The following is a 17,191-nucleotide window of genomic DNA, read 5'->3' on the forward strand; positions in this document are numbered from 1 at the left end:
CAACACCCTTTAGTCTGGTGTTGATCCATACGACTGAGTAACCCTCACCACTGGAAGGCTCGCATGACGACTCCATCGACGGTTCGTGAACTCATCATCGTTGGTTCGGGACCTGCCGGATATACCGCGGCGATCTACGCAGCGCGGGCGGAGCTCGAACCGCTTCTCTTCGAAGGAACTCAGTTCGGTGGTGCTCTCATGACCACCACCGAGGTCGAGAACTTCCCTGGATTCCGCGAGGGAATCATGGGTCCGGACTTGATGGACCAGATGCGTGAGCAGGCCAAGCGTTTCGGTGCCGACATCCGTACCGAGGATGTCGAGGAGCTCCATCTCGAGGGCCCGATCAAGAAGGTCGTGGTCGGCGGGGAGACCTATCAGGCACACGCCGTCATCTTGGCGATGGGTGCAGCCGCCCGCTACCTGGGCATTCCCGGCGAGGAACGACTGCTGGGTCGCGGTGTCAGCGCCTGTGCGACGTGTGACGGGTTCTTCTTCAAAGATCAGGACATCGTGGTGGTCGGCGGCGGTGACTCCGCGATGGAGGAGGCCACTTTCCTCACCCGCTTCGCCCGGAGCGTCACCCTGGTTCACCGCCGTACGGAGTTCCGCGCGTCGCGCATCATGCTCGAGCGCGCCAAGTCGAACGAAAAGATTCGCTTCGTCACCAACGCGGAACCTGTCGAAGTTCTGGGGGAGAACAGCGTCACCGGTCTCGTGATCCGCGACACAGTCAGCGGTGAGCAGTCCACTCTGCCCGTGACCGGCATGTTCGTCGCAATCGGCCACGATCCGCGCAGCAACCTGGTCAAAGGCCAGGTGTCTCTCGACGACGCCGGGTATGTGCACACTCAGCAACCGACGACCGCAACCTCCCTCGACGGCGTCTTCGCGGCTGGGGACCTGGTGGACCACACCTATCGCCAGGCGATCACCGCCGCCGGTACCGGGTGCTCGGCGGCGATCGATGCCGAACGGTGGCTGGCCGAGCGTGGCGACATCACCGCCAACACCGTGGCCGCAGCAGGTGAACCGGTCGACGCCAAGTTGTAGACGAATTCCCATTGACCAACCACGAGTAAGGCGAACCCCGTGTCGAACACCGTCACCATCACCGATGATTCGTTCCAGCAAGACGTCCTGTCCAGCGACAAACCGGTCCTCGTCGACTTCTGGGCCGCCTGGTGCGGGCCGTGCAAGATGATCGCCCCAGTACTGGAGGAGATCGCGGGTGAGCACGGCGACAAGCTGACCATCGCAAAGCTCGACATCGATGCCAACCCGGCCACCGCCCGCGATTTCCAGGTCATGTCGATACCGACGCTGATCCTGTTCAAGGACGGTAAGCCGATCAACACCATCGTCGGAACCAAAGGCAAAGCTGCTCTGATGACAGAGCTCTCAGCTGTTCTCTGATCGATACCCAAACGCTCGGTGCGATTGCCGAATATGTGGAAACGTCTGAGACAATTGATCGATGCGCTCTGATCTCGACCGCTGGACCGAGCCAGGCGCATCGATCGTCTCGTCCGTACCGAGACTCGTTTGCACTTCAGCTGTGTTGTGGTGACGCACACAGTCATTGATTCAGACTGAGAGGCCCTGAAACATGCACCGACTCTGTCGTGGCGAAACTGGCCCGGCCGTCGCAGAGATTCGGGGAATTCTTGCAAGTCTCGGATTTCTTCACAACAGCATTGCCGACGCTCGGCACGACATTACCGACAGCTCCCACTGGATCGCGTCAGACGCGGTGTTCGATCATCACCTCGACAGCGCCGTACGGGCCTTTCAGCAGCAACGTGGCCTACTTGTCGACGGAATCGTGGGGCGGGCGACATACCGGTCTATGAGAGAGGCGTCGTATCGCCTGGGCGCACGCACGCTGATCTATCAACTTTCCGCGCCACTGTATGGCGACGATGTGGCTACCCTGCAGACCCGACTACAGGATCTCGGCTTCTACATCGGCCGTGTAGACGGATTCTTCGGACCGAGCACCCACGATTCGCTCTCTTCGTTTCAACGGGAGATCGGGATCGCCGCCGACGGCATCTGCGGCCCGGCCACTCTACGATCCCTCGAGTTGCTCGGCACCCGCGTCACAGGTGGGTCACCACACGCGATCAGCGAAGAAGAACTGGTTCGCAGCTCCGGACCGCACTTGACCGGCAAACGGATCGTCATCGATCCGGGCCTCGGCGGAGACAGTGTGGGAACGATCGTGCATTGTCGGCACGGCATGATCTCGGAATCCGACATCATGTGGGACCTCGCCAGCCGGCTAGAGGGCCGCATGGCGGCAACAGGGATGGAGACGTTCCTTTCCCGACCACACCACACGAATCCGTCGGACGTCGAGCGTGCCTCCACGGCGAACGCTTTCGACGCGGATTTGATGATCTCGCTGCGGTGCGACAGCAACACGAGCCCGGCCGCCAACGGTGTGGCGAGCTTTCATTTCGGCAATTCGCACGGTTCGATATCGATGATCGGGCAGGTCCTCACTGGATTCATCCAACGGGAGATCGTGGCGCGCACGCCACTGCAGGACTGCCGAACACACGGTCGAACCTGGGATCTGCTCCGTTTGACGAGCATGCCGACCGTGCAGATCGATCTTGGCTACCTCACCAACCGATCAGATGCCGAGGTTCTCGCCAACCCCCGGGCCCGTGATGCCATTGCCGAGGCCATCCTTGTCTCCGTGAAGCGGCTTTATCTACTCGGCCAGGACGACCAGCCAACCGGAACGTTCACCTTTGCTGAACTGCTCGCCGAAGAAATGTCGGCCTCCGAGCGCCCCTGAGTACCCGTCGGTAAGTGTGCACTCACGGGTGTGCGCTCACCGATGTCCACCAGGCTTACCGACGACGTGTTCAACAGCCGCTCCAATGCCGCTTCGACGTCTTCCTTCCACCCGTGATCTCGATTCAGTTCGAGTCTCAGACGGGGGAATCGTGGGTGCGGGGCAACCACTTCGAAGCCATTGTCCTCGAGGAGGTCCGCCGGGATCATGCACTCTTCGGGAGAACACTCGCGAGCCGCGGTAGCAGAGGGGGTAGCTGCGCCCAGTGTGCCGCCCGGTTCATCCACACCTACCTCTCGGATGCCGAACGCCTCGAGGGCACGAACACCACGTCGCACCAGATCGGCCACAACCGCCTGAATCAAGGTCGTGCCCAGGTTCTGCTCCTCACCCGCAGGTTCGACCCAAAGGCTTGTGAGGAGGATCGCGTCTGCGCTGACGGGTCCGGTCGGCAGGAGTTGCGCGCGTGGCACGGTCCGTGGGGGAGCGTAGAGAGCACTGCCGACCGGCTTGCCGTCTACCACGGCGACCTGGCCGCAGGACCCCCATTCGAGCATGACCATGGACAGCCAAGCCTCCTTCTCGAACTCCTGATCGCAGAAGCCACGAGCACCTTTGATCGCCGAGGGATCCATTTCCCAGAAAACACAGCGACGAACGTGCGCGGAGAGCTTGTCCAAGTCGTCGAGAGTAAGCGACGTGACGTGAGTCGACACTGGCTAGCTCAGCCTCCATGAGTCACTGACGCGTATCATTCGACATCCTCTACTGTTCAATGGTTTTCGCTCCCGATATTCCATTCGGAGCCGATTCGCCGATCACTACCGTCACAGTGACGGATCAACGTGGGATGGGTCTACCTCGTCGGTCACCTACGAATCGGCCTTCTGTACCTCCATCATTCCCACGATCCTCTGGAGATCGTCTACGGAACCGAACTCGACTACAATTTTGCCCTTACGCTTGCCCAGGCTGACAGTGACTCGGGTATCGAACGAATCCGAGAGTCGCTCTGCCACCTCCTGCAGACCAGGCATCGTAATCGGCTTCCGGCGCTGAGCGGGCTGCGCTGTCTGGTCGCCGTTGCGGTTGGCAAGCATGACCGCTTCCTCCGTCGCACGGACGGACATTCCCTCCGCGACGACACGTGCTGCCATCACTTCCTGCGCATCGGCGCCGGCCTCGAGCGAGAGCAGCGCTCGGGCGTGACCGGCGGACAGGACGCCCGCCGCGACACGACGTTGCACTGGGACTGGCAACCTGAGCAAGCGAATCATATTCGTCACCACCGGACGAGAACGGCCGATCCTCGAGGCCAACTCCTCATGCGTCACCTCGAACTCTTCGAGTAGTTGTTGGTACGCCGCGGCCTCTTCCAGAGGGTTGAGCTGAACACGGTGGATGTTTTCGAGAAGAGCATCTCGTAGCATCGCCTCGTCGCCGGTCTCCCGGACGATCGCCGGAATCATCTCGAGCTCGGCTTCCTGGCTGGCACGCCACCGACGCTCGCCCATGACGAGCTGGAACTTGCCGTTCTCGATCGGACGAACAACGATCGGCTGCATCAGGCCGAACTCGCGGATCGAGTGAACCAACTCGCCGAGAGCCTCGTCGTCGAACACTTGTCGAGGCTGCTTGGGATTTCTCTCGATCAGGTCGGGTGCGATTTCCCGGTACACCGCTCCAGCGGGGGAGAGGAGGGGTTCAGCCCCGTTGCCGGACTCGGCGCCGTCACCGTTGGTGTTTGCTTTGTTTGAGCTGGACGCATTGTCAGTCACCCCGTCGGCTGAAGATTCCGACGATTGCGGTGTCGACGCGGTCGGGGCGGTACGGCTATCGCTTCCGATCACGACATCGGCCGCAGCGACGCCGAGTCCCGGGCTCGTCGTCGGTCCTGTGGGAATGAGTGCAGCCAGACCGCGGCCCAGCCCCCCCTTGCGTGTCTGACTCATCGTTGCTCCTGCTCTGTCGTCTGCGCTATACGTGTGGCGAGTTCACGTCCTGCATCAAGGTAGCTCATTGCTCCACGTGATCCGGGGTCGTAGTCGAGCACGGTCATCCCGTATCCAGGAGCCTCCGAGACCTTCACACTGCGCGGAATGACCGCCCGTAGAACTGCGTCGCCGAAGTGCGTACGCACCTCTTCCGCCACCTGGTCGGCTAATTTGGTACGCCCGTCATACATGGTCAAGAGCACCGTCGACACGTGCAGATCGGGGTTCAGGTGCGCCTGTACCAGTTCGATGTTCCTCAGCAGCTGACCCACGCCTTCGAGTGCGTAGTACTCGCACTGGATAGGGATCAGAACCTCGTTGGCCGCAACCATCGCATTCACGGTGAGTAGCCCGAGTGATGGGGGGCAGTCGATCAGGATGAAGTCCACGTCGATGTCACCGAACGACCTCCCCGACAGCGCGCTTTTCAGCCGACCCTCACGGGCAACCATCGAAACCAATTCGATCTCGGCGCCGGCGAGGTCTATCGTCGCCGGGATGCAGAAGAGCCGATCGTTGTGCGGGCTCTGCTGGATCGCATCGGCAGCGGTCACTTCACCGAGCAGAAGCTCGTAGCTGGAGGGCACGCCGGAGTTGTGAGCAATGCCCAGTGCTGTACTGGCATTGCCCTGCGGATCGAGGTCGACCACCAAGACCGTCAATCCTTGGACCGCGAGAGCAGACGCCAGATTGACCGCACTCGTCGTCTTCCCAACCCCGCCCTTCTGATTGGCGATAGTCATGATCCGCCGTTCCGGTGGCTTCGGAAGAGTCACCGAGCGGGGGTGAAGCACCTGAGTCGCCCTGCGTGCCGCCGCACCGATCGGCGTTTCCTCCGCGGAGATTCCGCTGTACGGGGCCGTGAACTCGTCGTCCCCGTTCTCGGAGGGCACCGCCTGGTCGTGTTGAAGGTCGGTTTCACGCAAAGGTGTTTCACGTGAAACGGCGGATTCAGGCCCACCCGACATTGACTACTCCTTCGATTAGGGATCGCTCGATACTCGACATTGCACGCCACCTAGCCCCCGACTGGACCATTACCGGCGATGACGCCGTTTTGGCACTCGTTCTGCCCGCACTACAACGGTGGGCACGGGAAGCAAGCCCACTCCGCATTTCACGATCTCCAGCTTTCCCGCACCCAGACGGGCGAGGGAATCGCGGTCACGCGAGATCTCTTCAGCGACGCTCGAACCTTTCAATGCGAGCATTCTCCCATGCTCGTGTATCAGCGGTAGCGACCATTTGGCTAGTTTCTCCAACGGCGCAACAGCGCGAGATGTCACCACGTCGGCACCCCCAGCCTCTTTGATCACACCCGACTCCTCGGCTCGTCCCCGGACTACCAGAACATCCAACCCGTTGGACTCGACAAATTCGGCCAGGTAGACCGACCGGCGCAAGAGTGGTTCAACCAGAGTGATGTGAAGATCGGGCCGAGCGATTGCAAGAGGGATGCCAGGCAATCCGGCACCGCTTCCGATGTCGACTACGGACTCGCCTTCGGCGATCAGTTCCCCTACGACCGCACAGTTCAGAAGATGCCGTTCCCACAGACGTGGAACTTCTCGGGGACCGATCAGGCCTCGTTCAACTCCGTCGCTGGCAAGCGACTTGTGGTAGCGCTCCGCGATATCGAATCGTTCACCAAACACCTGGCGCGCCACCGCTAGCTCGTCCCATTCGGCTAGCTCTTCACGATGTTGTTCCACGTGAAACATCCTCTCGCGAATAGCGCGAAGTCGGCAAACTCGGCATCTTCATTATCCGGTCCATTTGCAAGTATGCCGCTCAACTCGAGCACGCAACGCCGGATAGTGTCGGGCAACACCCCCAGCTAGCCGCCAGGAGAGGGGTGGCCCTGTGGAGTTCCAACGTCGGACGGTAGAGAACCGGATCGGATGTTTCACGTGAAACGGGCGCGTCAGTTTGCAACCTACCAACGGAAGGGATCCTAGTTCAGAGTGTCAGCCCACAGGCTTACACGAAGATCACATGAGAGAGCCCGCGATGCATCTAGCATCCGGGGCGCGGCTGGAACCTATTGAATGTGTGGCAATCAAGTGGACTCCAGTACGGGCAACACTAACATTGCGGTCGCCGGACTCCTCGCGGCGGCGTGGCCCTCGTCTCCGCGGCGTCGGCGGCCGCGTAAGAATGCGGGCGCCTCGGAACTCGAGCTGGACGGCGCCTCCGCGGTGGGTGTCTCCAAGGAAAAGGAGTGGGCGGCACACGAGAAGAAGATGAGCACCGCCTCTGCGAGGAATGCCCTAGCGCCAAGATGCCGGAAAATCGCAACGGTCAACTACTCCTGAACCGGACAGCCGTTTCGTATGGAATGGGGTGTGTTGTTGCAACCGTCGCGGGTCCGGGCGGTCGATTCGTTTCGGGACCGGAAGTGGATGGCGAATCGGCCAACCAGAGTCGGCAACCGGTGTCTATCCCTCGACCGAGTCACCTGATTCACCCCACTCCTAATCATCACAGTGACGAAACGGTCAGGTGTGGGAACAGTCAGGAATTCTGGTACCTCACTTCGGTTCTGAACCATCAGCACCCACCATCGATGTGAACTACAAATAGATACACCCGCTGATCGTCCACCGGTTCCGGTTGGGCGGTCTTTCGTGCCATAGTCCGCTCCGGCGTAGTGAGCCGATCCTCCTCGGTGAGATCTCGCATACAACACACAGTCGACTCGAACAGCGGCCGTGACCGGTGAGGAGGGGAGTGGCTCCTGTTTCACGTGAAACGAATAACCACTGCAGTGACCCATTAGAACAATGAATAAAGGCGAGGTTCGGCGGAACATTATCCGCCGAACCTCGCCTTGGATTTAGCTACGTGATTCAGTCCTTGATTACGACAACGCGGCGTGATGGCTCCGCGCCTTCGCTCTCACTCGACACACCCTCGATCTTCGCGACTGCATCGTGGACGATCTTGCGTTCGAACGGTGTCATCGGAGCCAACTCCTCGCGCTCACCGCTGTCGAGGACCCGACGGGCGGCGGCGGCCCCGATTTCGGTGAGTTCCGCACGTCGGCCGGCGCGCCACCCCGCGATGTCCAACATGAGACGGCTACGCTCGCCCGTCGACTGCTGCACCGCGAGTCGCGTCAATTCCTGGAGTGCGTCCAGCACCTCACCCTTGCGACCGACCAACTTGGACAGATCGTCGCCGCCGTCGATGCTGACCATTGCGCGATCGCCCTCGACGTCCAGGTCGATATCGCCATCGAAGTCGAGGACGTCGAGCAATTGCTCGAGGTAGTCGCCCGCGATCTCGCCTTCTTCGATCAAGAGGTCGTCAGCATCGGAATCCACCTCGACATCCGGATTCTGCGTCGATGAAGTCCCGTCCATGCCATCTCCGTCTTGTGCGATGTCAGGCTCTGTAGCCATGTCCATTCTCTTTTCTGAATCAGCGCCGCTTGCGCTTTGAGGACTTACCGCGGTTCGACTGTGGGCGACTACCAGGCTTGGGTTTCGAGCTACCCTGCTCGGACACATCACCGCGAGCCTGATCGGTGGATTCGTCACTCTTCGCCATGGGCGAATCGTTCTCTCCGGAAGAACCATTCGTTGCAGCGGTTCCGGACTTCTTCTTCTTCGGGTCCGGCCGCGCTCCTGGCTTGGGCGCGTTCTCCGCCCGCCGCGCCATGGCGGCTGCCTTCTTCTCTTCTTCCTCCATGTCGATTCGACGGAAGACGATGTGCTGCTGACCGTAGGTCCAGATGTTGTTGCTCACCCAGTACAGCAGGATCGCGATGGGCAAGAACGGTCCACCAACGAGTACGCCGAGCGGAAACACGTACAGCGCCAGCTTGTTCATGATCGCGGACTGCGGGTTGGCCGCGGCCTCCGGACTCTGACGCGCCACCGAGGCACGTGAGTTGAAGTGGGTTGCGATGCTGGCGATGATCATCAAGGGAACCGCCACGACCGCGATGGTGAAAACGGAGGGCACCGGGCCATATGCGGCGAAAGCATCGAGTTGCGCTTTCGGCATCGTGATCCATGCCGAAATGGGTGCGCCGAATAGTCGGGCACTCAGGAACGACTGAACGTCGTCGACGCCGAAGAAATAGTTCGGGGTGTTGGCGTTGGCCTCGACCGACAACCCGACCTGGCCGAAGCCCGTGCCTGTGCGGTTGAACGAACGAAGCACGTGAAACAGACCGATGAACACGGGCGCCTGGGCGAGAACCGGCAGGCAACCCATGATGGGGTTGAACCCGTGCTCCTTCTGGAGCTTCTGCATCTCGAGCGCCTGCCGCTGCCGGTCGCCGGAGTACTTCTTCTGCAAGGCCTTGATCTGAGGCTGCAGTTCCTGCATCTGCCTCGTCGTCCGAACCTGCTTGACGAACGGCTTGTACAGCACGGCACGCAGGGTGAAGACCAGAAACACCACTGAGAGCGCCCACGTGATGCCACTGTCCGGGCCCAGGAAGGGGATGGCGGCGAAGACCTTGTGCCAGACCCAAAGGATCCCGGACACCGGATAGTAAATGAAGTCGAGCACGGCTCTAGGTACTCCTCTGTTCGTCCACGTTCACAGGACAGCTCTCATGGCACCCAGGACCGCGGTTCGGGTTTGAATCCCGCCCGCCAGGGACCGGATCCCATCCACCAGGGTGCCAGGGGGCACATTTCAACAACCGAATCACCGTCAAAACGAGGCCCTTGATCGCCCCGTGGGTTCGTAGTGATTCCACTGCGTATTCGCTACAAGTCGGCATGAACCGGCAGGTCGGCATCCTCAGTGGCGACACGTACGTTCGGTAGAGCTCGATGAAGAAAATGAGGATCTGCGCCGGAACCGCACGAACCGCCACCCACGCGGATGAAGCCGAGGATGTGGCGCCTGACTTGCCGGATGCCCTACTCATACCGAATTACTCACCGGCACAAGAAGATCCAATCGAGCCAAGCCTGCACGAAGTTGCTTGTCCAGATCCCGACTGCTTGCTGTGGCGGCTCCAGGAAGGGCGCGAATCACCACATCGGTTCCTGCTGGGACAAGTCCTGTCAAACCCACACAGATATGACGAAGCCGGCGCGCGACTCGATGACGAATCACCGCCGGCCCGACAGCCTTACTCACAACGAGACCGAATCTCGGACCGCAGCTACTCACCAGCTCATTTGTCTGCGCACGGTCCAATGCGTGCACGACCAGGTCACCTCTAACCGTCCGACGACCACGCCGCACGGTCAAAGAAAAATCCGAATGGCGACGTAGTCGATGCGGCTCAGGCAACACCCCGAGCTCCTGATCCCAGGTTTCGAGATCAGGCTGTGAGCGATGCGCGGCCTTTGCGGCGACGCGACGAAACGATTGCACGGCCCGCACGGGTACGCATACGAAGACGGAAGCCGTGAACACGCGCGCGGCGTCGGTTGTTCGGCTGGAACGTCCGCTTGCCCTTGGCCACGGTCAACACTCCTCGTAATTCATCGACGCCTTCGGGCGCCAGGGATCTAACATCGGCAAAGCTCAGGTGTTCATACACCGGGTGAGATGGAACAACGTCGCACGGAACTCGAGCCAGCACGAGACCGCCACCTCACCACAGGGTGACCGTTCGAGAGTACTTATCACTACCGGTCAGGTCAAACTCGCTCACCTGCATCGGCCCCGACTGGTCGCAACCCGACACGCCGAGGTGAGAGAAATGTTTGCATCCAATATTCAAATGTGGCAATTCGCTGTGAGGTTGCCGACATATTGCTAGCGTCTATACCCATGGTCTTGCCGATGAACCCTGATCGAGTGCCGCGCCCTCGACGTCATAGTTCTCATCTGCACATTCGCCACAATTCATCCACAGGCCGCCGATGGTTTTTCAGTTCGGACCGCCAAGAGGCTAGTTGACGACCTCCACGTCGCGTGTCACCGAACTCACACATCGCACATTCGCGAGTATAAGCGCAGGTCACAGCGTCGGACTTGAGCTACTCGCTGCGTAACCGCGTGCCGCCAAGAGATGGCTGCAATTGCTCCACATCTGTGGATAATTGTGTGGAAACACAGTTCAGATGGCATATTCGTAGATTCATACGGGTCAATCCTCAGGTCGGGGATCTCCCATATTCACCTCGACACTGGCACCGCCATCTCTACTCGGCACCGCCGGCATCGAGTCCGCGAACACACTGGGGAGGAACCACTTGAACGACGACCCGAATGCGCTCGCACGGATCTGGATCGACGTGGTCGCAGACCTCACGTCCGATGCGCCCGGCGGTGATCTGCCACCGCTGACAAGAGGGCAGAAGGCGTGGTTGGCGCTCGTCAAACCGCTGACGCTGGCACAAGGATTCGCTCTCCTGTCGGTGCCGTCACCATTCGCCCAGGAAGCGATCGAGCGTGATCTCCGCGAACCGATCTTGCACGCGCTGGGTCGCCATCTCGGCGAACAGGTTGAAGGGATCGGAGTTCGTATTGCCGCACCGGCAGACGACTCACCGGCTCCCGAATCCACCGCGACCGAGTCGCCCGCTCCCGAACCTACGGCCCGGGCGCACCCGCAGGAATCGGAGTCGACCCGCCCGTCCCACCATCTCGAGTCTTCGGTGGCGAATGCCACATCGTTCCGTCGGCGCCGCTTCGCGTCGGAGGATCAACCCCACTCGGACACATCAGACTTCGAAGAAGTCGACGACGACAGCGAAGCCCTGGCGAGCGTCCACGAGTCGTGGCCGTCCTACTTCACCAAACCGCCTTCCGGTCCCGCGCCCGCTGCGACCGGGGGGGACAGCCTCAATGCGAAGTACACGTTCGACACATTCGTGATCGGATCGTCCAACAGGTTCGCGCACGCCGCCGCCGTCGCCATCGCGGAAGCGCCGGCTCGGGCCTACAACCCACTGTTCGTGTGGGGAGCCTCCGGACTTGGCAAGACGCACCTCCTTCACGCGGCGGGTCACTACGCCCAAAAGTTGTTCCCCGGTATGCGCGTCAAGTATGTCTCCACCGAAGAGTTCACCAACGACTTCATCAACAGCCTCCGAGACGACCGCAAGGTGGCGTTCAAGCGCCGCTACCGAGAGACCGACGTGTTGTTGGTAGACGACATCCAGTTCATCGAGGGCAAGGAAGGTATTCAGGAGGAGTTCTTCCACACCTTCAACACCTTGCACAATGCGAACAAGCAGATCGTCGTCTCGTCCGATCGGCCGCCCAAGCAGTTGGCCACTCTCGAAGAACGTCTGAGGACTCGCTTCGAATGGGGTCTGATCACCGATGTTCAACCACCGGAACTCGAGACCCGCATCGCGATCCTCAGCAAGAAGGCTCGCATGGACCGGCTCGAGGTGCCCCATGACGTCCTCGAGCTGATCGCCTCTCGGATCGAACGCAACATCCGCGAACTCGAGGGCGCTCTCATCCGCGTGACTGCCTTCGCCTCTCTCAACCGCCAGCCCCTCGACCTGACCCTTGCCGAGGTCGTTCTGCGTGATCTCATGCCCGACTCGTCGAGTCTCGAGATCAATGCAGCCACGATCATGGCGGTCACCGCCGAGTACTTCAACATGTCCATCGACGATCTCTGTGGTCCCGGAAAGGCCCGGCCGCTCGCTCAGGCACGGCAGATCTCGATGTACCTGTGCCGTGAACTCACCGACTTGTCTCTGCCGAAGATCGGCCAGACGTTCGGGCGTGACCACACCACTGTCATGTACGCGGACAAGAAGATTCGCAAGGAAATGACGGAGCGGCGAAAGGTCTACGACCAGGTCCAGGAACTGACCGCTCGGATCAAACAGCGGTCCAAGAGATAGACCACGATCACTCTCCCTGTGCCCCGGTAGCCAGCCTTACCGGGGCACAGTTCGCTTCGCGGACCGTACCGGCGGGCCCGCTCGAGTAGAGGCCCCGAGGGGGTCTCGAGGGGCACCTCGAGCGACGCCTCGAGGGGAGCCTCGAGGTCTGCTCGAGGGTGGCTCGAGGCCGCTTCGTCCGGAACAGGGCCAGACACGCCGGGGACAACACGCCGAGCCTGTGACCTGGGAGTGGGGATTCACACCTGTGGATAACTGTGGGGATTGGGTGGAATCTCTGTGGACAAAGGGTGAGGAACTTTGAACAACCTCGAGTAGTCCACATGGGTGCCAGATTGGTCCTCGAGTCTGTCCTCGAGAATTCCACACACTGTGGGACGAATCGACCAGCGCCTACAGCGGTTGGTCCACAGATTCCACAATGCCTAATAGTACTTCTCATTAATCCTTCTAGAAAACTCTCTAAGAACAGCGTTGGGGATTGCGTCGGTTCACAAGCGTCCATGAGAGACTCGAGGGCAAGACCATTCCACTTTCAAGTTCGTCCTCGAGGGCATACGGTTATGCATTGTCGCTCTGTGCAAGACTGCAATGCTTTGGTCGCGGCCCGACCGTGACGAACAACCGTGCCTACCGAGAGGAACAACCCGGCGATGGAGCTTGGAAGCCTGAAGTTTCGTGTCTCCCGGGAAGAATTCGCCGAATCAGTGACGTGGGTCGCCCGCAGTCTGCCGTCGCGGCCCCCGGTTCCTGTCCTCGGCGGGGTTCTCCTGGATGCGACCGAGCAAGGGTTGACGGTTTCTGGATTCGATTACGAGGTATCGGCTCAGGTCCGAGTCGCTGCAGAGGTGGGAGGCGCCGGCCAGGTCTTGGTGTCCGGCAAGCTGCTCGCCGACATCACCAAGTCGCTTCCGAACAAGCCGGTCGACGTGACGCTCGAAGGCAGTCGAGTCCTGATCACCTGTGGAAGTGCCAAGTTCTCCCTCCCGACCATGCCGGTCGAGGACTACCCCCAGTTGCCGCAGTTGCCGCAGCAGACCGGTTCCATCCCGGTCGACGTGTTTTCCGAGGCCATCAGTCAGGTGGCCGTCGCGGCCGGAAGGGATGACACTCTTCCGATGCTCACGGGTATCCGGGTGGAGATCGAAGACAACGCGATCGTTCTCGCGGCCACGGACCGGTTTCGTCTAGCGGTCCGTGAACTCGAATGGTCGCCGACCGACTCGGAGACGACCGCCGCGGTCCTCGTTCCCGCGAAGACACTCTCGGAGGCAGCCAAAACTCTTGCCGGAGACGCCACTTCACCGGTTGAGTTGGCTCTCGGTGCAGGCTCGTCGGTAGGCAACGACGGACTGCTCGGCATCGTGAACGGCGGTCGACGCAACACCACGAGGTTGCTCGATGCAGAGTTTCCGAAATTCCGGCAGCTCCTGCCATCCGAGCACACAGCGATGGCCACGGTCGAGGTGGCTCCGCTCGTCGAGGCGATCAAGCGCGTCGCGCTGGTCGCCGAACGCGGTGCGCAGGTTCGGCTCCAGTTCTCGAGCGAGGGGCTCATGCTTTCCGCCGGCGGAGACGACGCGGGCCGTGCCGAGGAAGGACTGAATGCGGTATTCCGCGGCGAACCGCTCACCATTGCCTTCAATCCGGGTTACCTCCTCGACGGGCTGTCCTCGTTGCACAGCGAGGAGGTTCTCTTCGGCTTTACGACGCCCAGTCGTCCGGCAGTGCTACGCCCGGCTGCCGGGGACGAGATCGAACCCAACGATTCCGGTAACTTCACAGCTCCCGACAGCGCATACACCTACCTGCTGATGCCGGTTCGGCTTCCTGGCTGACCTGCGAAGACGGCCGTAGGGGTACTGCCGGAGCAAATCTCAGCGAGTGGACGGAGATCACGATGAAGATCGGGTTGGTCGGGCTCGGAAAGATGGGATTCAACATGCGCGAGCGGCTGCGCGCGCACGGGCACGAAGTGGTCGGCTTCGACCCCCGCCCCGAAGTCACCGATGTGGCCTCTCTTTCAGAACTCGTTCAGCGACTCGAGGCTCCGCGAGTGGTCTGGGTGATGGTTCCTGCGGGCAAAATTACCCAGGACACCGTGACGGAGTTGTCATCGGTGCTCGAGTCCGGAGACTTGGTGATCGACGGAGGTAACTCGAGATACGAAGACGATCGGATACACGGCGAGATGCTGGGTTCGCGTGGAATCGGCTACCTCGACTGCGGCGTATCCGGCGGTGTCTGGGGCCTCGAAAACGGCTACGGCTTGATGGTCGGTGGCTCGCAGGACGATGTCGAACGTGCACTCCCGATCTTTGACGCTCTGCGCCCTGAAGGTGAGCGTGCGGACGGATTCGTCCATGCGGGCCCGACCGGTGCCGGTCATTACGCAAAGATGATCCACAACGGCATCGAGTACGGATTGATGCAGGCCTACGCCGAAGGCTACGAACTCCTCGAAGCAGAGGATCTGGTCACCGATGTCCACGGCGTACTCCGTGCGTGGACGAAGGGCACCGTCGTCCGCTCGTGGTTGCTGGAATTACTGGTCAAGGCACTCTCGGAAGATCCCGACTTTGCCGAGATCTCCGGGTATACAGCGGATTCCGGTGAAGGCCGTTGGACGGTAGAGGAAGCGATCCGGCACGCAGTTCCGGCACCGACAATCTCCGCGGCCCTCTTCGCGCGGTTCGCATCCCGTCAGGACGATTCCCCAGCGATGAAGGCCGTGTCGGCGCTGCGAAACCAGTTCGGGGGGCACACTGTGCACATGGCAGCGGACGGCGAAGAAGCCGGTTCTGGATCGTAGGTGTTCGTTCGCGCATTCTCGCTCAGAGACTTCCGTTCCTGGGACGCACTGACACTCGACCTGCGTCCGGGATGCACCGTGTTCGTCGGACGTAACGGGCACGGAAAGACGAACATCCTCGAGTCGCTCGGCTACCTGTCCACGCTGTCTTCGCATCGTGTGAGTTCGGATGCCCCATTGATCAGGTCGGGAACAAGTCGGGCCTTCGCGGCCGCGACGGTTGTCAACGCCGGCAGAGAACTGACCGTCGATCTCGAAGTGAACGAGGGCAAGTCCAACAAGGCGCGGATCAACCAGTCACCGACTCGGCGGCCGCGGGAGATTCTGGGGATTCTTCAGACGGTGTTGTTCGCGCCGGAAGACCTCTCGCTTGTCCGCGGTGACCCCGGCGAGCGGCGCCGGTACCTCGACGAACTACTCACCTCGCGCATACCCCGGATGGCCGCCGTGCGGGCTGACTACGACCGAGTGCTCCGGCAGCGCTCCGCCCTACTCAAGACCGCAGGTGGGGCATTGCGACGGGGATCGCGTAGAAGTGCCGACTCGAGCGAGGATGACGCGAGTGCCCTTGCAACACTGGAGGTATGGGATGGGCACCTTGCCGCGCACGGAGCCCAACTTCTCGCCGGACGCCTCCAGCTCGTGCACGATCTCGCCCCGCACCTGGCTCAGTCGTATCATTCGCTGGCCCCGGAATCGAGGCCGGCGCGGATCCGGTATCGCTCGAGTTTGGGTGATTCGCTGCCACCGGAGTTCGTCGAGCCCGGGAGGCAGCCGGAGCCGGGAGACATCGCCTTTCTCGAGAAGAAAATTCTGCACGAACTGTCCGTGATGCGGCCGAAGGAGATCGACCGGGGTGTGTGCCTCGTCGGGCCTCACCGAGACGATCTCGAACTACAACTCGGCGATACTCCGGCCAAGGGATTTGCCAGCCATGGGGAGTCGTGGTCGGTCGCGCTGTCGTTGCGATTGGCCGCATTCGCCCTACTGCGCTCGGATGGGAGTGATCCGGTTCTCATGCTCGACGACGTATTCGCCGAACTCGACCTCCGCCGACGGCGAGCGCTGGCCGCTATCGCCCTGGACGCCGAACAGGTATTGATCACTGCCGCCGTCACCGAAGATGTACCGGTGGAGCTCGAGGCGGTTCGGTTCGGGGTCGAGGCTCACGACACCGACCGAGGACGGATCTCGCGCATAGTGGAAGAGACGAGGAGAGGTCGGTCGTGATGGATGACTCCGAACCCGCGACACCCGAGGAAGCGCCAGAACCGGAGGTGAAGGGGATCGACCTCGCGCGCCGAGCGCTCGAAGAGGCCCGTGCGGCGGCGAAGGCGAGCGGAAAATCTGTGGGTCAGGGCCGCCGATCCGGGGTGCGGAGCCTGCGCGCCCGGGCCAGGCGGGGGTGGTCGGGTCCAGGTCCCGATGACCGCGATCCCCAACCGCTCGGAGCCCTGACCAGCTCTTTGGCGAAGCAGCGTGGTTGGTCACCCAAGGTCTCCGAGGGGGCTGTCTTGGGCCGCTGGGCGCAGGTAGTCGGCGAGGACATTGCTGCACACGCCGAACCGACCGGACTCCGGGACGGGATCTTGAGTATTTCCGCGGAGTCGACGGCATGGGCGACGCAGCTTCGGATGATGCAGTCGCAGATCCTCGCGAAGATCGCTGCATCCGTCGGGCACGGGGTGGTGAAGTCGCTGCGCGTCACCGGTCCGACCGCTCCTAGTTGGCGCAAGGGGGAAAGGCATATCCGCGGGCGCGGTCCCCGCGACACCTACGGCTAGGCGGG

At 61.4% G+C, this 17,191-nt stretch carries 18 protein-coding genes; 9 read left to right on the top strand and 9 right to left on the bottom strand.

The features are described from left to right. The first annotated feature begins 63 nt into the window (after nucleotides 1-63). From trxB to AB0I57_RS10040, 3 genes are all read left to right on the top strand, one after another. Complete coding sequence (trxB, locus tag AB0I57_RS10030; RefSeq protein ID WP_358333707.1) at nucleotides 64-1,053, top strand: thioredoxin-disulfide reductase; 990 nt, start codon at nucleotides 64-66, stop codon at nucleotides 1,051-1,053. Between the two features lie 39 nt (nucleotides 1,054-1,092). Then, nucleotides 1,093-1,416 (top strand): thioredoxin, encoded by a 324-nt coding sequence (gene trxA / locus AB0I57_RS10035; protein WP_358333710.1) that lies wholly within the window; start codon nucleotides 1,093-1,095, stop codon nucleotides 1,414-1,416. A gap of 193 nt (nucleotides 1,417-1,609) precedes the next feature. Further along, nucleotides 1,610-2,809, top strand: a complete 1,200-nt coding sequence (locus tag AB0I57_RS10040; protein ID WP_358333713.1) for an N-acetylmuramoyl-L-alanine amidase — start codon at nucleotides 1,610-1,612, stop codon at nucleotides 2,807-2,809. Here AB0I57_RS10040 and AB0I57_RS10045 read toward each other — a convergent pair. The 4 genes from AB0I57_RS10045 to rsmG all read right to left on the bottom strand — a co-directional run bounded on the left by AB0I57_RS10045 (nucleotide 2,719) and on the right by rsmG (nucleotide 6,524). Continuing rightward, nucleotides 2,719-3,525, bottom strand: a complete 807-nt coding sequence (locus AB0I57_RS10045) for a GNAT family N-acetyltransferase (protein WP_358333716.1) — start codon at nucleotides 3,523-3,525, stop codon at nucleotides 2,719-2,721. The two genes, AB0I57_RS10040 and AB0I57_RS10045, sit on opposite strands and share 91 nt — an antisense overlap. 156 nt (nucleotides 3,526-3,681) lie before the next feature. Continuing rightward, on the bottom strand, nucleotides 3,682-4,761 hold the full coding sequence (locus AB0I57_RS10050; RefSeq protein ID WP_358333720.1) for a ParB/RepB/Spo0J family partition protein: 1,080 nt from the start codon (nucleotides 4,759-4,761) through the stop codon (nucleotides 3,682-3,684). Then, the gene (locus AB0I57_RS10055) at nucleotides 4,758-5,771 is read right to left on the bottom strand and encodes a ParA family protein (protein ID WP_358333723.1); all 1,014 of its coding nucleotides are present in this window, start codon (nucleotides 5,769-5,771) and stop codon (nucleotides 4,758-4,760) included. The genes AB0I57_RS10050 and AB0I57_RS10055 overlap by 4 nt, the downstream gene beginning before the upstream one ends. 69 nt (nucleotides 5,772-5,840) lie before the next feature. After that, nucleotides 5,841-6,524, bottom strand: coding sequence for a 16S rRNA (guanine(527)-N(7))-methyltransferase RsmG (gene rsmG, locus AB0I57_RS10060; protein ID WP_358333726.1), 684 nt, complete (start codon nucleotides 6,522-6,524; stop codon nucleotides 5,841-5,843). Nucleotides 6,525-6,866: 342 nt separating this feature from the next. On the opposite strand from rsmG, the gene AB0I57_RS10065 reads away from it, so the two are divergent. Further along, nucleotides 6,867-7,118: a hypothetical protein gene (locus AB0I57_RS10065; protein ID WP_358333729.1), complete on the top strand. Its 252-nt coding sequence runs from the start codon at nucleotides 6,867-6,869 to the stop codon at nucleotides 7,116-7,118. 534 nt (nucleotides 7,119-7,652) lie between these two features. Here the strand turns inward: AB0I57_RS10065 and AB0I57_RS10070 are convergent. Genes AB0I57_RS10070 through rpmH form a run of 5 tightly spaced genes read right to left on the bottom strand, consistent with a single transcriptional unit; the run spans nucleotide 7,653 to nucleotide 10,240 of the window. Further along, nucleotides 7,653-8,207 carry a R3H domain-containing nucleic acid-binding protein gene (locus AB0I57_RS10070; protein WP_358333732.1) on the bottom strand — a complete coding sequence of 185 codons (555 nt, stop codon included), beginning with the start codon at nucleotides 8,205-8,207 and terminating at the stop codon, nucleotides 7,653-7,655. A 19-nt stretch (nucleotides 8,208-8,226) separates the two neighbouring features. Continuing rightward, on the bottom strand, nucleotides 8,227-9,327 hold the full coding sequence (gene yidC, locus AB0I57_RS10075) for a membrane protein insertase YidC (RefSeq protein WP_358333735.1): 1,101 nt from the start codon (nucleotides 9,325-9,327) through the stop codon (nucleotides 8,227-8,229). A 4-nt stretch (nucleotides 9,328-9,331) separates the two neighbouring features. Beyond that, nucleotides 9,332-9,694 (bottom strand): membrane protein insertion efficiency factor YidD, encoded by a 363-nt coding sequence (gene yidD, locus AB0I57_RS10080; protein WP_358333738.1) that lies wholly within the window; start codon nucleotides 9,692-9,694, stop codon nucleotides 9,332-9,334. Next, on the bottom strand, nucleotides 9,691-10,068 hold the full coding sequence (gene rnpA, locus AB0I57_RS10085; RefSeq protein WP_358334865.1) for a ribonuclease P protein component: 378 nt from the start codon (nucleotides 10,066-10,068) through the stop codon (nucleotides 9,691-9,693). Before rnpA ends, yidD begins: the two co-directional genes overlap by 4 nt. 28 nt (nucleotides 10,069-10,096) lie before the next feature. After that, a complete protein-coding gene (gene rpmH / locus AB0I57_RS10090; protein WP_077116220.1) occupies nucleotides 10,097-10,240 on the bottom strand; it encodes a 50S ribosomal protein L34 in 144 nt (47 codons plus the stop codon). Nucleotides 10,241-10,976: 736 nt separating this feature from the next. On the opposite strand from rpmH, the gene dnaA reads away from it, so the two are divergent. From dnaA to AB0I57_RS10115, 5 genes are all read left to right on the top strand, one after another. Next, nucleotides 10,977-12,590: a chromosomal replication initiator protein DnaA gene (gene dnaA / locus AB0I57_RS10095; RefSeq protein ID WP_358333741.1), complete on the top strand. Its 1,614-nt coding sequence runs from the start codon at nucleotides 10,977-10,979 to the stop codon at nucleotides 12,588-12,590. Nucleotides 12,591-13,243: 653 nt separating this feature from the next. Beyond that, nucleotides 13,244-14,428, top strand: coding sequence for a DNA polymerase III subunit beta (dnaN, locus tag AB0I57_RS10100; protein ID WP_358333744.1), 1,185 nt, complete (start codon nucleotides 13,244-13,246; stop codon nucleotides 14,426-14,428). 62 nt (nucleotides 14,429-14,490) lie between these two features. Next, nucleotides 14,491-15,402 carry a phosphogluconate dehydrogenase (NAD(+)-dependent, decarboxylating) gene (gene gnd, locus AB0I57_RS10105; RefSeq protein WP_358333747.1) on the top strand — a complete coding sequence of 304 codons (912 nt, stop codon included), beginning with the start codon at nucleotides 14,491-14,493 and terminating at the stop codon, nucleotides 15,400-15,402. Then, nucleotides 15,403-16,632, top strand: coding sequence for a DNA replication/repair protein RecF (gene recF / locus AB0I57_RS10110; protein ID WP_358333750.1), 1,230 nt, complete (start codon nucleotides 15,403-15,405; stop codon nucleotides 16,630-16,632). Next, nucleotides 16,632-17,186, top strand: a complete 555-nt coding sequence (locus AB0I57_RS10115) for a DUF721 family protein (RefSeq protein ID WP_358333753.1) — start codon at nucleotides 16,632-16,634, stop codon at nucleotides 17,184-17,186. Before recF ends, AB0I57_RS10115 begins: the two co-directional genes overlap by 1 nt. Nucleotides 17,187-17,191: the final 5 nt, after the last annotated feature.

Source organism: Rhodococcus sp. NPDC049939 (assembly GCF_040656415.1).
Classification (GTDB): Bacteria; Actinomycetota; Actinomycetes; order Mycobacteriales; family Mycobacteriaceae; genus Rhodococcus_F.

What these genes read in the sequence shown, in the direction of transcription:
- trxB (WP_358333707.1), top strand. Translation starts at nt 64, where the DNA reads ATGACGACTCCATCGACGGTTCGTGAACTCATCATCGTTGGTTCGGGA.
- AB0I57_RS10040 (WP_358333713.1), top strand. Translation starts at nt 1,610, where the DNA reads ATGCACCGACTCTGTCGTGGCGAAACTGGCCCGGCCGTCGCAGAGATT.
- AB0I57_RS10050 (WP_358333720.1), bottom strand. Translation starts at nt 4,761, where the DNA reads ATGAGTCAGACACGCAAGGGGGGGCTGGGCCGCGGTCTGGCTGCACTC.
- AB0I57_RS10055 (WP_358333723.1), bottom strand. Translation starts at nt 5,771, where the DNA reads ATGTCGGGTGGGCCTGAATCCGCCGTTTCACGTGAAACACCTTTGCGT.
- rsmG (WP_358333726.1), bottom strand. Translation starts at nt 6,524, where the DNA reads ATGTTTCACGTGGAACAACATCGTGAAGAGCTAGCCGAATGGGACGAG.
- AB0I57_RS10070 (WP_358333732.1), bottom strand. Translation starts at nt 8,207, where the DNA reads ATGGCTACAGAGCCTGACATCGCACAAGACGGAGATGGCATGGACGGG.
- yidD (WP_358333738.1), bottom strand. Translation starts at nt 9,694, where the DNA reads ATGAGTAGGGCATCCGGCAAGTCAGGCGCCACATCCTCGGCTTCATCC.
- dnaN (WP_358333744.1), top strand. Translation starts at nt 13,244, where the DNA reads ATGGAGCTTGGAAGCCTGAAGTTTCGTGTCTCCCGGGAAGAATTCGCC.
- gnd (WP_358333747.1), top strand. Translation starts at nt 14,491, where the DNA reads ATGAAGATCGGGTTGGTCGGGCTCGGAAAGATGGGATTCAACATGCGC.
- AB0I57_RS10115 (WP_358333753.1), top strand. Translation starts at nt 16,632, where the DNA reads ATGGATGACTCCGAACCCGCGACACCCGAGGAAGCGCCAGAACCGGAG.